At 61.8% G+C, this 12,937-nt stretch carries 17 protein-coding genes; 6 read left to right on the top strand and 11 right to left on the bottom strand.

From position 1 onward, the window contains the following. Nucleotide 1: 1 nt before the first annotated feature. Nucleotides 2-439: a YqaA family protein gene (locus C2U30_RS17960; RefSeq protein WP_029313803.1), complete on the bottom strand. Its 438-nt coding sequence runs from the start codon at nucleotides 437-439 to the stop codon at nucleotides 2-4. Then, nucleotides 436-1,410, bottom strand: coding sequence for an NADP-dependent oxidoreductase (locus tag C2U30_RS17955; RefSeq protein ID WP_049636445.1), 975 nt, complete (start codon nucleotides 1,408-1,410; stop codon nucleotides 436-438). The genes C2U30_RS17960 and C2U30_RS17955 overlap by 4 nt, the downstream gene beginning before the upstream one ends. Before the next feature lie 56 nt (nucleotides 1,411-1,466). Between C2U30_RS17955 and C2U30_RS17950 the strand changes: the two genes are divergently transcribed. Both C2U30_RS17950 and fos read left to right on the top strand, forming a co-directional pair. Then, complete coding sequence (locus C2U30_RS17950) at nucleotides 1,467-1,634, top strand: hypothetical protein (RefSeq protein ID WP_005308905.1); 168 nt, start codon at nucleotides 1,467-1,469, stop codon at nucleotides 1,632-1,634. 29 nt (nucleotides 1,635-1,663) lie between these two features. Continuing rightward, nucleotides 1,664-2,065, top strand: coding sequence for a fosfomycin resistance glutathione transferase (gene fos, locus C2U30_RS17945; protein ID WP_039040005.1), 402 nt, complete (start codon nucleotides 1,664-1,666; stop codon nucleotides 2,063-2,065). 7 nt (nucleotides 2,066-2,072) lie between these two features. On the opposite strand, the gene C2U30_RS17940 is transcribed toward fos, so the two are convergent. After that, entirely contained in the window at nucleotides 2,073-3,068 is a 996-nt protein-coding gene (locus tag C2U30_RS17940) for a Preprotein translocase subunit SecY (protein ID WP_103244211.1), read from the bottom strand. A 246-nt stretch (nucleotides 3,069-3,314) separates the two neighbouring features. Between C2U30_RS17940 and C2U30_RS17935 the strand changes: the two genes are divergently transcribed. Then, entirely contained in the window at nucleotides 3,315-3,593 is a 279-nt protein-coding gene (locus tag C2U30_RS17935) for a hypothetical protein (RefSeq protein ID WP_174722078.1), read from the top strand. Nucleotides 3,594-3,618: 25 nt separating this feature from the next. Further along, a complete protein-coding gene (locus C2U30_RS17930) occupies nucleotides 3,619-3,963 on the top strand; it encodes a hypothetical protein (protein WP_010673122.1) in 345 nt (114 codons plus the stop codon). Between the two features lie 54 nt (nucleotides 3,964-4,017). On the opposite strand, the gene C2U30_RS17925 is transcribed toward C2U30_RS17930, so the two are convergent. The 4 genes from C2U30_RS17925 to rpsF form a co-directional block, all read right to left on the bottom strand. Beyond that, nucleotides 4,018-4,761, bottom strand: a complete 744-nt coding sequence (locus C2U30_RS17925; RefSeq protein ID WP_039040002.1) for a ferredoxin--NADP reductase — start codon at nucleotides 4,759-4,761, stop codon at nucleotides 4,018-4,020. 101 nt (nucleotides 4,762-4,862) lie between these two features. Next, nucleotides 4,863-5,309, bottom strand: coding sequence for a 50S ribosomal protein L9 (gene rplI, locus C2U30_RS17920; protein WP_010673120.1), 447 nt, complete (start codon nucleotides 5,307-5,309; stop codon nucleotides 4,863-4,865). 52 nt (nucleotides 5,310-5,361) lie between these two features. Then, entirely contained in the window at nucleotides 5,362-5,592 is a 231-nt protein-coding gene (gene rpsR, locus C2U30_RS17915) for a 30S ribosomal protein S18 (RefSeq protein WP_005313392.1), read from the bottom strand. A gap of 32 nt (nucleotides 5,593-5,624) precedes the next feature. Continuing rightward, complete coding sequence (rpsF, locus tag C2U30_RS17910) at nucleotides 5,625-6,011, bottom strand: 30S ribosomal protein S6 (protein WP_005331771.1); 387 nt, start codon at nucleotides 6,009-6,011, stop codon at nucleotides 5,625-5,627. A gap of 236 nt (nucleotides 6,012-6,247) precedes the next feature. On the opposite strand from rpsF, the gene C2U30_RS17905 reads away from it, so the two are divergent. Then, nucleotides 6,248-7,471: an Nramp family divalent metal transporter gene (locus tag C2U30_RS17905; protein ID WP_103244210.1), complete on the top strand. Its 1,224-nt coding sequence runs from the start codon at nucleotides 6,248-6,250 to the stop codon at nucleotides 7,469-7,471. Between the two features lie 100 nt (nucleotides 7,472-7,571). Then, nucleotides 7,572-8,420 carry a hypothetical protein gene (locus C2U30_RS17900; protein ID WP_069784677.1) on the top strand — a complete coding sequence of 283 codons (849 nt, stop codon included), beginning with the start codon at nucleotides 7,572-7,574 and terminating at the stop codon, nucleotides 8,418-8,420. Nucleotides 8,421-8,609: 189 nt separating this feature from the next. Here C2U30_RS17900 and C2U30_RS17895 read toward each other — a convergent pair whose 3' ends face one another. The 4 genes from C2U30_RS17895 to rnr all read right to left on the bottom strand — a co-directional run bounded on the left by C2U30_RS17895 (nucleotide 8,610) and on the right by rnr (nucleotide 12,933). Next, nucleotides 8,610-9,065, bottom strand: a complete 456-nt coding sequence (locus C2U30_RS17895; protein ID WP_069784676.1) for a GNAT family N-acetyltransferase — start codon at nucleotides 9,063-9,065, stop codon at nucleotides 8,610-8,612. A gap of 151 nt (nucleotides 9,066-9,216) precedes the next feature. Beyond that, nucleotides 9,217-9,786: a Crp/Fnr family transcriptional regulator gene (locus C2U30_RS17890; RefSeq protein ID WP_069784675.1), complete on the bottom strand. Its 570-nt coding sequence runs from the start codon at nucleotides 9,784-9,786 to the stop codon at nucleotides 9,217-9,219. A 7-nt stretch (nucleotides 9,787-9,793) separates the two neighbouring features. Further along, the gene (rlmB, locus tag C2U30_RS17885; protein WP_103244209.1) at nucleotides 9,794-10,543 is read right to left on the bottom strand and encodes a 23S rRNA (guanosine(2251)-2'-O)-methyltransferase RlmB; all 750 of its coding nucleotides are present in this window, start codon (nucleotides 10,541-10,543) and stop codon (nucleotides 9,794-9,796) included. Then, nucleotides 10,540-12,933 carry a ribonuclease R gene (gene rnr / locus C2U30_RS17880; protein WP_010673114.1) on the bottom strand — a complete coding sequence of 798 codons (2,394 nt, stop codon included), beginning with the start codon at nucleotides 12,931-12,933 and terminating at the stop codon, nucleotides 10,540-10,542. The genes rlmB and rnr overlap by 4 nt, the downstream gene beginning before the upstream one ends. Nucleotides 12,934-12,937 lie beyond the last annotated feature (4 nt).

Raw genomic sequence — 12,937 nt, 5'->3', positions numbered from 1 at the left:
GCTAGAAGATCTGACTGGCCAGCAGAAACACCAGGGCATAACGAAGCAATTTGCCGAGCCCGATCAAGATGAGGGAGCGCCAGAAGGAGAGGCGCAGCCAACCAGCCAGCAGACAGAGACCATCGCCGACCACAGGCGTCCAGGCAAGCAGCAGACACCAGTGGCCATGACGTTTGAGCCAACCAAGGGCTTTTTGTTCCCCACGGCCTTGAAAATCTTCCGGTTTTTTCTTGTGGGTGGCGAGCCAGCCGAGCCACCAGGTGGTCATGGAACCCAGGGTATTGCCCAGCGTCGCCCAGAAAAGCAGGCTGGTCATGCTCCACTCCCCCTTGACCGCCATGGCGCCCAGCAGCACTTCCGAGCTGCCGGGCAACAGGGTGGCGGAGGTGAAGGCGCTCAGAAACAACCCTCCCAGCCCCATCCCGGTGAAGTCTATCATCCGGGCTGGCCGTCTGCGGCGGACATGCGCAGCAACAGCTTGCCGCGCACATGGCCCTGCTCGATGGCCTGATGGGCCAGCGCCCCTTCTGCCAGCGTGTATTCACCAGAGACAGTGATCTTCACCTCCCCCTGGCGAAGCAGCGTCAGCATCTGGGTCAGCTGCGTTCGATCGGGATGGACCAGCATGCCGACAACCTCGACGCCAAGCTCGGCCCCCGCGTCCTTGATCTGCTGGGCCGTGATGGTGGGGACCGTCACCAGACGGCCGCCCGGCTTGACGCAGGCCAGCGCCGCCTTGCCGCTCTCGCCCCCCACCAGATCCAGCACCAGATCGAACGGACCATCGGTGATCGCTTCGGTGCACCACCCGGCCTGGTGGTAATCCACCATCCGGCTCGCCCCGAGACTATGAAGGAAGCTGTGATTGTCGCCGCTTGCCGTGGCAACCACGTGGGCACCATAGGCGGCGGCAAACTGCACCGCCAGGTGGCCGACGCCACCGGCACCGGCCAGGATCAGTACCCGTTGCCCCGACTGCAGGCCACCGTGCTCCAGCAGCCCCTGCCAGGCGGTGAGACCCGCCAGCGGTAGGGCCGCTCCCTGCCTGAGGCTCACCCCATCGAGCTTGACCAGCTCCTCCTCGCGGGCCACCACGGATTCGGCATATGCACCGGCGGCGAGGGGGAAACCCACCATGCCGCACACCTGATCCCCCTCGGCCAGGGAGGTCACGCCGGGCCCCACCTTTTCCACCACGCCGGCCACGTCATAACCCGGCGTCCAGGGCAGGTTGTCCTTGTTCTGGGCGGCCGCCCAGCCGAGACCGGCCCGGGTCTTGGCATCGATGGGGTTGACCCCCGCAAAGCAGATGCGCACCCGGACCTCTCCCTCTGCGGGTACCTTGTCCAGGGAAGGGTTGAGCCTGAGTACCGAGGGGTCGCCGAATGCGGTAATCTGTAGCTGCGTCATTGCACAATCCATCCTGTTGATTGATCAAGGGTCAACAGAATAACAGCGAGGACACCATGGCTCGAATGTTTCTTATTCCTCTGTTGCTGGCCCTGGGGTGGTGGGCGTTTCTGCTCTACTTCCGCATTCCGCTCAAACAGGGGGCCAAGGGCTTTTACTGGATCATCGGCATCGGCGGCGGGCTTGCCGCCTTCCTCAGCCTGATGATGGTGCTCACTCACTAGGGTTCGGGGACAAGGGGGAAGAAGAGAAGATGCTGCATGGACTGAACCATCTCACGCTGGCAACCGGCGATCTCGACAGCAGCGTTGCCTTTTATGTCGACTTGCTGGGATGTCGCCCCAGGGTGAGATGGGCACGGGGAGCCTATCTCACCCTCGGCGATCTCTGGCTCTGTCTCTCCTGCGATCCTCCCCAACCGGCCAGAGATTACAGCCATGTCGCGTTTGGCATCTCGCCTGAACAGTTTCCAGCCTTCTGCGCCCGTCTGCGCGCGGCGGGCGTCGTGGAGTGGAAGAAGAACAGCAGCGAAGGGGATTCACTCTATCTGCTGGATCCCGACGGGCACCGACTGGAAATCCATGCAGGCAACCTGGATAGCCGCCTCGCCTCTCTCAGACAGCAACCCTATGAGGGTCTTATCTGGTTCGACTGAGCCGGATTCACCCCTGCTCGGCACGAAGATGGTAGTGACGATTGCTGCCCTGCCCCAGCACGCCCTGCGCCAGCAGATGCTGGAACACCCGGTCCACCTCCTCCAGAGACAGTGACAATGCCTCTGCCACCTTGCGTTTGCTGCATTTGAGCTCGCCGCTCTCCAGCGCGCCGCGCACCTGGGCGACCACGGCTGGCTCGGGCACGGGTCTGCTGATGGCTGGCGGCTCCGGGGTCGGCGCTGCGACCCGGGCCTCGGCTTGCGCCCTCTCCCGTTGCCACATCCATTGACGGCGGAAGCGGTTCTCCTCACCGATCAGGCTGACGAAAAAGGCACCAAATGCATCGAGCAGGATAGACAGGAAGCAGACCAGCAGGAACTGCACCTGGCCGATGCTCATGCCCACCCCGTCCGCCAGACTGCTCATCAGCCCCAGCATGGAGGACTGCTCCCCCAGCGGCTTGGCGTCCCGCTCCTGGCGCAGCTCGTCCTGACGCAGCCTGAGCTTGGTGTTGGCCTGCTGCAGACCGCTGACGCCGCTCGAGATACGCGCCATCTCGATGTATTTGCGGGCCGCCTCTTCGTTGAGCTGGATCTGCCGCTCTATGCTGGCTATCTGCTCGTCGAAACGGGCTATCTCCCGCTCGTGACGCGCCTGCTGGCTCAGGATGGTGTTGGTGGCGCTGTTGATGCCGCCGATACTGCCCCCGATGGAGATGGCGGCCAGCACGCTGTAGAACAGCAGCGACCAGAAGGCGCCGCCCAGATCCCGCCTCGCCTTGCACTCGCCGTACTCGTACCAGACATAGAACTTGCCCAGCTCGAAGATGATGGCCAGCCCGCCGAACAGCCACTTCATCAGGGGGTTTTCGTCGATGGAGAGAAACAGCAGCAGGGAGAAGACGATGGAAGCCAGAATGGCCAGCCCGGTAAAACTGTAGACAGTCGTGAGGGCGAACCATCCCTTGGGGTAACGCAATGCGGCGCAAGCCTGAGTAGTCATGATGAAACGGGAAACATCTGCAGGAAAAGTTGGCTGCCGATTATAGTCGCCACTCCCCCGGAGAGAAGGGCAAATCCCCGAATTCCCGCCGATGGACGATCAGCTGCCCAGAGTGCGACCAAAACGTGCAAATCCGCAGCAGAAAAACACTACAATCGACCCCGTACCTGAAGAACATCTGCGGTTATGCTCGGGTTAAGCCCGCCGCATTACACTCATTTCCACCGAACACGACTCGAGGACATCATGAACAGAACGACGGCTTTGTTGCTCTCTCTTTTTCTGATCACTGGTAGCGCCCTGGCACAGGACGAAGGGAGCCAGACCTTCTCCGTGGATGCGCTGACCTTCAATCTGGACTGGAATGACACGCAGTTTGACTGGTCCCAGAGCAACTGCTTCGATCTCGGGAGCGGTGACACGGCCGCCGCCGACTGCAAGAGGATCAACCTCAGTCTGGAGGACGAGACGCAGCGCAACCAGCCCCCCAGCACCAACCAGATCAGCACGCAACCGGATCAATGATCCCCCTGACAGGAGCCTTGATGCGATGACCCACATGACCATGACTTCCCGCGGCGCACTGCTGCTCTCCCTGCTTCTGGTTCAGGGAATGGCCTTTGCTGCCCCCCCTTCCAAACACGATGACGACATCCGGATCTCCACCGACCAGGGCCGGGTAAGCCTGGATTGGGACGACAAGGAGTACGAGTGGTGGCAGCACAACTGCCTGGATGTCAGCACCCGGACCAGCCGCATCCAGCTCAACTGCGACAACATGGATGGCAAATACCGCGACCATTACAACCGCAGCATTCACAGTGGCAACAACCCGGGTCAGGGCCATGACAAGCCCAGGAACAAGCACGGCGGCAACGGCCACCAAAAACACTGACCAGCATGCCCATGGACATGGTTGAGGGGCCTGTGGCCCCTGGAGTCATGTCCCCTACCAGTAGTTTTCCATGCTGATATTGCCGGGGGCGCGACGCAGGTTCTTGGCAAGCCCCAGCCCGAGCAGGGTCTGCTGAGTCTCTTTCACCATGGCGGGGTTGCCGCAGATCATCACCTGGCTCAACTCGGGGGAGAAGTTCAGCCCCACCCTTGCCTGCAAGCTGCCATCGACGATGGCTGCCGGGATACGCCCTGCCATCGCCCCCGGCCAGGTCTCACGACTGACGAAGGGAACATAGCGAAAACGCTCGCCATGCTGCTCGGCAAAACTGGCGATAAGCGGCTGATAGCTGAGCTCTTCCCCTTTTCTCACCCCGTGTACCAGCACCAGATGCTCGAAGCGGTCGAAGACCTGTCCCTCGGCCAGCATGGCGAGGAAGGGGCCGATGGCGGTGCCGGTTGAGAGCAGCCACAGGTCCCGTCCCGGGGGAATCTCATCCAGGGTCAGAAAACCGGTGGCCTGGGACTGCACCAGCAGGCTGTCGCCCACCTGCAGGGAACCGAGAGAGGGGCTCAGTTCACCGCCGGGGATCTCCACCAGATAGAATTCGTGATAGGGCGTGCCGGGAGGATTGACGAAGGAGTAGGCACGCTGGACGCGACGCTCGCCCTGCTCCAGGGCCAGCTTGGTGAATTGACCCGCCTTGTAGGGGGCAAGTTCCGCCTCCACACGCAGGGAGAGCAGGGTGGGTGTCCACTCGATGCGCTCGATGACCCGACCTTCAACCCAGGCAGCCATAAAGGTTCTCCTCCAGAGGAACAGACCTTCACTTTACCCCTTGATCTGAAAATAAAAAACCCGCGCATGTGCGCGGGTTTTTCTGCAAGAGCGGAACGCTATTACAGAGCAACGACCTGGATTTGTACGGTTGCTTTGACGTCAGCGTGCAGCTGAACAACAACTTCGTACTCACCGGTGTTACGCAGAACATTGCCCATGCGGACTTCGCTCTTGGCAACGGCTACGCCGGCAGCAGTGATGGCTTCAGCCACGTCACGGGTACCGATGGAACCGAACAGCTTGCCTTCGTCGCCAGACTTGGAGGCGATGACAACGGCAGCCAGCTCACCCAGCTTGGCAGCGCGCTCTTCGGCAGCAGCCTTGTTGGCAGCCAGTTTGGCTTCCAGCTCAGCGCGACGAGCACCGAAGGCTTCGATGTTGGCCTTGGTGGCCATAACAGCTTTGCCTTGCGGGATCAGGTAGTTACGGGCATAACCAGCTTTTACGGAAACTTGGTCACCCAGACCGCCCAGTTTGGCGATCTTATCGAGCAGGATAACTTGCATTACCTTTCCTCTATAAATTTCGTTGAGTTAGGCGTAAGCGCCGGGCCGATTCTTACTTGTTGTGCAGATCGGTGTACGGCAGCAGAGCCAGGTAACGAGCACGCTTGATGGCGCGTGCCAGCTGACGCTGATACTTGGCGCGGGTACCGGTGATACGGCTCGGTACGATCTTGCCAGATTCAGTGACGTAGTTTTTCAGAGTAACGATATCTTTGTAGTCGATCTCGGTAACGTTCTCGGCGGTGAAGCGGCAGAACTTACGACGACGGAAATAACGTGCCATGGCCTTTATCCTCTAATGCGGTGATCTAAGAATTACTCTTCGGAAGACGCTTCAACAGCATCTTCGCGACGCTCGTCGTCACGACGGGTGAAGCGCTCTTCCTTGGCCTTGGCCATCGGAGAAACTTCAGTCACGGCGTGCTTGGTGCGCATGATCATGTTGCGGATAACGGCATCGTTGAAGCGGAAGTTGGTTTCCAGCTCATCGATAACGGCCTGTTCAGCTTCTACGTTCATCAGAACGTAGTGAGCCTTGTGCAGCTTGTCGATCGGGTAAGCCAGTTGACGACGGCCCCAATCTTCCAGGCGATGAATGGTACCACCAGCGGTGGTGATAGCGCCGGTGTAACGCTCGATCATGCCAGGTACTTGCTCGCTCTGGTCCGGATGAACCATGAAGACGATTTCGTAATGACGCATTTTAGCTCCTTACGGATTAATTCAGCCTCCGCCCAGGTGCAGCCAGACCTCGGAGGCAAGGAACATAGTGATGTTTAGACGCTGCTTTCTAGGGCGGCGTATTGTACGAAATCACCTCTCCCACTGCAACTGGCGAAGCAAGATGTTTTTCTCGATGAGCCCGATACAAAACTTTAATTGATAACAATTATCATTTAGATCCATACTCTCCTCATATCCCCACGGAGGATGACAGTATGCAACCTGCGCTCACCACGGCCATCCCGGCCCGCAAATTCAAGCTGACCCTGCTCGGCCCCGCCTTCATCGCCGCCATCGGTTATATCGACCCGGGCAATTTTGCGACCAATATCCAAGCCGGCTCCACCTTCGGCTATCAACTGCTGTGGGTAGTGGTGTGGGCCAATCTGATGGCCATGCTGGTGCAGACCCTCTCGGCCAAGCTCGGCATCGTCACCGGCAAGAACCTGGCGGAGCACATTCGCGACCGGCTGCCCAAGCCGGCGGTCTGGGCCTACTGGGTACAGGCGGAGATCATCGCCATGGCCACCGATCTCGCCGAGTTCATCGGCGCTGCGGTCGGCTTCAAGCTGCTGCTCGGCATCACCCTGCTGGAAGGTGCCTGCATCACCGCGGTGGTCACCTGGGGGATCCTGATGTTGCAATCCCGCGGCCAGAAGCCGCTGGAGTTCGTGGTGGGGGGCCTGCTGCTGTTCGTGGCCGCCGCCTACATCGTCGAGCTGGTGTTCTCGCGCCCCCATCTGCCGAGTCTGCTGGAAGGGGCACTCTTCCCCGGTCTCCCCAATGGTGATGCTGTCTATCTTGCTGCCGGCGTGCTTGGTGCCACCGTGATGCCCCATGTCATCTACCTGCACTCGGCCCTGACCCAGCATACCCAGGAGCAGGGCACGGTGACCCAGCGGCTGCACAGCACCCGGGTCGACGTGGCCATCGCCATGACCATCGCCGGCTTCGTCAACCTGGCCATGATGGCCATGGCGGCTGCCGCCTTCCACAGCTCCGGCAATCAGCAGGTGGCCGAGCTGGAAACGGCCTACCAGACCCTCACGCCCCTGCTGGGCCCGGCAGCCGCCACCCTGTTCGGCCTCTCCCTGGTCGCCTCCGGCATCTCCTCCACCGTGGTGGGAACGCTGGCGGGGCAAGTGGTGATGCAGGGCTTCGTGCGCTTCACCATTCCGCTCTGGCTGCGCCGAGCCATCACCATGGCTCCCGCCTTCGTGGTGATCGCCATGGGCCTCAACACCACGGAAATTCTGGTACTGAGCCAGGTAGTGCTGAGCTTCGGCATCGCCCTCGCTCTTATTCCGCTGCTGATCCTGACCGGTGATCGCGCCCTGATGGGGGCACATCGCAATCACCCCGTCACCCAGGCCGTGGGGCGCCTCATCGTCGCCCTGGTGATCGGCCTCAATGCCTATCTGCTGGTCACCACCCTCTAACGCCATCTTGAGGCTCATTGACCCGGGTTGATGAGCCTCTTCGCACTTTCGCGTATGCTGCCCCTTTCCCTTCTCATCATCTCGTTGCGGGAGCCCTGCCATGGAACATACCCGAGCCAGCTTCGTTCTGGGCCACCATCAGGAACAGGCCAGCGTCGTCTGTTGCAAACAGGGGGATCCGACCCTGCTGGTCACCGACCTCACCCCCTTTCATCCCCAGAGCCACCTCTGGCCCGATCAACCCGGTGACGTGGGCACTGTGCGCTGGGAAGGGGGGGAAGCGGCCGTGGGCCCCTGCCGCATGGGCGCCATCAGTCCCGAGGGCGAGCTGTTCGTGGATACGGAGATTCCGGTCAAGCGGGGGGCGGATGGGTGGGCTTTCGTGGTGGTGCATCCCCTCGCCAGTTCCCATCACCTTGCCATTGGCTCGCCTGTGGAACTGACAGTGGATGCCGAGGCTCGCCATGCCCTGAGCCTGGGCCACAGCGCCTGCCACCTGGTGGCACTGGCCCTCAATCGGGCGCTCACGCCCTATTGGCGAAAGGAGACAAGCGAGCTGGACGCTCTCGGGCAGCCGGATTTCGACCGCCTCGCCATCCAGCACTCCCGGGTCGAGCCCAGAGGATCAAAGGAGCAGTACCGGATCGGCAAGAGCCTTCGAAAAAAGGGAATCAACAGCGAGGCACTGCTGGCCGACCTCGACAGGATAGCGCTCCAGGTCAACGAGCAGCTGATGCGCTGGCTCAAAGAGGGAGGCGAGATCCGCCGCAGCCGGGCCGGTGAGGCCATCATCGATTCCCGCTACTGGCATGGCATGCTGGAGGGTCGGGAGATCACCATTCCCTGTGGCGGCACCCATGTGGGCAGTCTGACCGAGTTGGGCCAGGTTCAGGTGACGCTGGCCTCCAGTGAAGAGGGATTTACCCTCACCACCCGGGTCACTCCCTGAACCACCCCAGCCCTCCTGATGCCGCACCGCCCTGACCGGGGCGGTGTCCCGACAGAGAGAGCCGCAGGCAGATCAGCGCGGCGGTATCTCACCCCGGGCTGACGACCACATGGCCACGGGGTAGCAAAAAAACCATGCGATGCGCCACGGGTGAGGGGCCACTTGCCCCTTTCCTGGCGCCTGACGATGTCAGGTAGGCTCCCTTCGCATCCCCATGTGAGGGATGTCATCTTCCAGATACCCTTCCCCTTCGGCCACGAAACCATGCTGGCCGTAGAAACCTTGCAGGTGGGCCTGTGCACCGAGCCAGATGCTGTGTGCAGGCCAGCGTGCCTCGCACTCTCTGACCGCTTGCGCCAGCAGGCGGTGACCCAGTCCGCCCCCCCGCGACGTGGGAGAGGTGACCACACGGCCGATGGCTGCGCCGCTGTCATCACCAATGCCGGGCGCCATGATGCGGGCATAGACCGCCAGGTGATCTCCCTCACGGCCGAGCAGATGCAGCACGCCGTCACGGCGATCCAGCCCGTCCAGATCCTGGAAAGGGCAGGTCTGCTCCACCACGAACACCTCGGCGCGCAGGGCAAGCAGCTCATACAATTCATCCGTGGTCAGCTCGGACCAGGATTTCATACTCCAGTTCATGAATGACTCCTGTTTAATGGGGTCTGACAGCATAATCTTGCTCCCGACGAGGGGCATTAACCTTGGTTAAGTTGCCCCCCTTCTCATCCAATGCGGACATGGCCGACAAAGAGCCGATCTCTGCCCAGGTTCATCGGCAATCCCTTCTGGCTCAACCCTGAACGCGCGTTTTCAGCCGCCTGCGGATGCGGCTCAGGCTGATGGGGGTGATCCCCAGATAGGCGGCAATCTGGTGATCCGGGACCCTGGCATCCAGCGCGGGGAAGCTTCGCAGAAAATGCTGATAGCGCGCCTCTGGACCCCCGGTCAGCAGCAACAGCTCTTTCTCCTCCTTGATGCGCAGTTGCACTTCAAGGAGATGGTGATACCAGGCGGGCCAGCAAGGGAGTCGGCGCAGATCCGCCAGCGGAAGAAGCTGCAGCCGGCAAGGCTCCAGCGCCTCCACGCTGTAGCGGGCGGGCTCACCGCTGAGCAGGTGGTGGAAGTCGAGAAACTCGTCCCCCTCCCAATAGAATTCCTTGATGTACTCGCGGCCATCCGCCAGCACCACCCTGGCCCGCAGCAACCCCTCCTCCACCCTGACCAGCAGTGCCGGACTGTCACCGGCATGCCAGAGGCAGGTGCGAGGGGGCAAGGTCAGGGAGCGGACAAAAGAGAGGAGGCGCTCGGCCTCCTGCTCATCTGCAACCCGTTCCCAGACAAAGGGGGGTCTGTCGGTCATCGTCTTGTCAGACGCGGCGCTGGCGCACGGCTTCGAACAGGCAGACACCGCTCGCCACCGAGACGTTGAGGCTGGATACTGCCCCCGCCATCGGGATGCTCACCAGCTCGTCGCAATGTTCGCGGGTCAGGCGGCGCATCCCCTTGCCTTCGGCCCCCATCACCAGCGCCATGGGGCCGGTGAGTTTGGCCTGATAGAGATCGTGATCCGCCTCACCGGCGGTACCCACGATCCAGACGCCGCGCTCCTGCAGCTCGCGCAGGCTGCGGGCCAGGTTGGTGACCTGGATGAGCGGCACCACTTCGGCGGCGCCACAGGCGACCTTGCGCACCACGGACGTGAGGCCTGTGGCCTTGTCCCGCGGCACGATCACCGCATGTACCCCGGCCGCATCGGCACTGCGCAGACAGGCGCCGAGATTGTGCGGATCGGTCACCCCGTCCAGTACCAGCAGGAAGGGCGCTGTCTCTTGCGCCGCCAGATCGTCCAGCAGGCTGGCCAGGTCGTGCTCGGCCAGCTTGGACGCTTCAATCACCTTGGCCATGATGCCCTGGTGATTGTTGCCTTCCGCCTTGTCATCCAGCGTCTTGCGGTTCACGCTCTGCACCCTGATACCGAGGGACTCCAGCTCGGCCAGCAGGGGATGCAGCCGCTCGTCATCGCGGCCCTTGAGAGCCCACACCTCGATGAAGCGCTCCGGGGTGCGCTCCAGCAGCGCGGAGACGGCGTGAATGCCGTAGATCAGTTCAGTACTCATTTAGTGCTCTTGGCCTTGTCGCGAGCCTTTTTGCTCGGTCGTCTGTTGCTGGGCTTGGCACGGCCACCCTTGTCGGATTTACCGCTCTCCTTGCCCTCTTTGCGTTTCTCGTGGCGCTGGGCGCTCTTGGCCTTCTCTTTCTTGATCTCGGCCTGCTTGCGCGCCATCTCCTTGGCGTTCTTGCCGGTGGCCTTGAGGGGCTCTTCCACCATCACGAAGTCGATCTTGCGATCGTCCAGGTTCACGCCCATCACCTTGACCCGCACCTTGTCACCCAGACGGTAGCGGCGGCGGAAGTTCTCGCCGATCAGCTGCTGGTGCAGCGGGTCGAACTGGTAGTAGTCGTTGGTGAGGGTGCTGACGTGCACCAGACCGTCGATGTGGATCTCCGCCAGACGCACGAAGAAGCCAAAACCGGTGACGCTGGCGATGACGCCGTCAAACTCGTCACCCACGTGATCCAGCATGTACTCGCACTTGAGCCAGTCTGCCACGTCGCGGGTGGCATCATCGGCACGGCGCTCCGTCATGGAGCAGTGCTCGCCCATCGGGTCCACTTCTTCCAGCTGGTAGTGGTAGCCACCGCTCGGCGTCCACTTGTGGCGCAGGTTGCCCTGCTGCTCCTTGGCGGTCTGGTACTTGATCGCCCGGTGCAGGATGAGATCCGGGTAACGACGGATTGGCGAGGTGAAGTGAGCGTAGGACTTCAGGGCCAAGCCGAAGTGACCGATGTTGTCGGCCTGATAGATGGCCTGACGCATGGAGCGCAGCAGCATGGTGGAGAGCAGTTCCGCATCCGGGCGCCCTTCGAATTTGGCGGCCAGGTCGGCAAAGTCCTTCGGCTCGGGCTCCAGGCCCCCCTTGAGCTCCAGACCCAGTTCGGCCAGGAAGTCACGGAAGCCGGTCAGACGCTCCTCGCCCGGGCGGTCGTGCACCCGGAACAGGGCGGCGGCCTCGTTCTTCTCGATGTAGCGGGCGGCTGCCACGTTCGCCTGGATCATGCACTCTTCGATGATCTTGTGGGCGTCATTGCGCACCAGCGGTACGATACGGTCGATCTTGCGCTGGGCGTTGAAGATGAAGCGGGTCTCCTCGCTCTCGAACTCCACCGCACCGCGTTGATGACGGGCATGCTTGAGCGCCTTGTAGAGGTTGCTCAGCTCCTCGATGTGGCCCACCAGCGGATCATACTGCTGACGCAGCTTGGGATCCCCGTCAAGGATCGCCGCTACCTTGGTGTAGGTCAGGCGAGCGTGGGAGTTCATTACCGCTTCGTAGAACTTGTAGCCGGACATGCGGCCGGCGGCGGAGATGGTCATCTCGCACACCATGCAGAGCCGGTCGACCTGCGGGTTCAGGGAACACAGACCGTTGGAGAGCACCTCCGGCAGCATGGGCACCACGAACTCGGGGAAGTAGACCGAGTTGCCGCGCTGATAGGCTTCGGTGTCGAGGGCCGTGCCCGGTTTCACATAAGCCGAAACGTCCGCGATGGCGACCCACAGGCGCCAGCCACCACCGCGCTTGGCTTCACAGAAGACGGCGTCATCAAAGTCACGGGCGTCTTCCCCGTCGATGGTCACCAACGGCAGGGCGCGCAGATCGATGCGACCCTCTTTGGCCTTCTCCGGCACCTGCTCGCCGAGACCGGCGACCTCCTTGGTCACCTCTTCCGGCCAGGTGTGCGGAATGCCGTGGGTACGCAGGGCGATCTCGATCTCCATGCCGGGCGCCATGTTCTCACCCAGGACTTCCAAGACGGTGCCGACCGCATTGAAGCGGGCAGTGGCGCGCTGGTTGATGCGCACGACCACGACCTGGCTCTGGCGAGCCCCCTTGTTCTCCCCTTCCGGGATGATGATGTCCTGGCCGATGCGGCTGTCATCGGGTACCACGAAACCGACGCCGTTCTCGACGAAGTAACGACCGACGATGTCCGCCTCGCGGGATTTGAGCAGGCGCACCAGACGCGCTTCCTGACGACCCTTGCGATCGATCTCGGTCGGCTGCACCAGGGCATAGTCGCCATGCATCAGGCGCTGCATCTCGCGGTTGTTCAGGAAGAGATCCGCTCCACCACCCTCGGGGCGCAGAAAACCGAATCCATCTTTGTGGCCAAGCACATAGCCTTTGACCAGATTCAGGCGATCCGGCAGGGCGTAACATTGGTTGCGGGTGAACACGAGCTGCCCGTCGCGCTCCATGGCGCGCAGACGACGTCGCAAGGCTTCCAACGGCTCTTCATCGGTCAGCTTGAGGACCTTGGCCAGCTCTTCCCGGGACATGGGTTTCTCATGGCCCTTGATGAGCTCCAGCAGCATCTCGCGACTGGCGATGGGGTTTTCGTATTTTTCGGCCTCGCGTTGGAGGAAAGGATCTTTTTGAGACATAAGC

Source organism: Aeromonas sp. ASNIH5 (genome assembly GCF_002902865.1).
Lineage (GTDB): Bacteria > Pseudomonadota > Gammaproteobacteria > Enterobacterales > Aeromonadaceae > Aeromonas > Aeromonas caviae.
The sequence above is the reverse complement of the archived record's forward strand: the minus strand, read 5'-3'. Positions and strand labels throughout refer to the sequence as shown.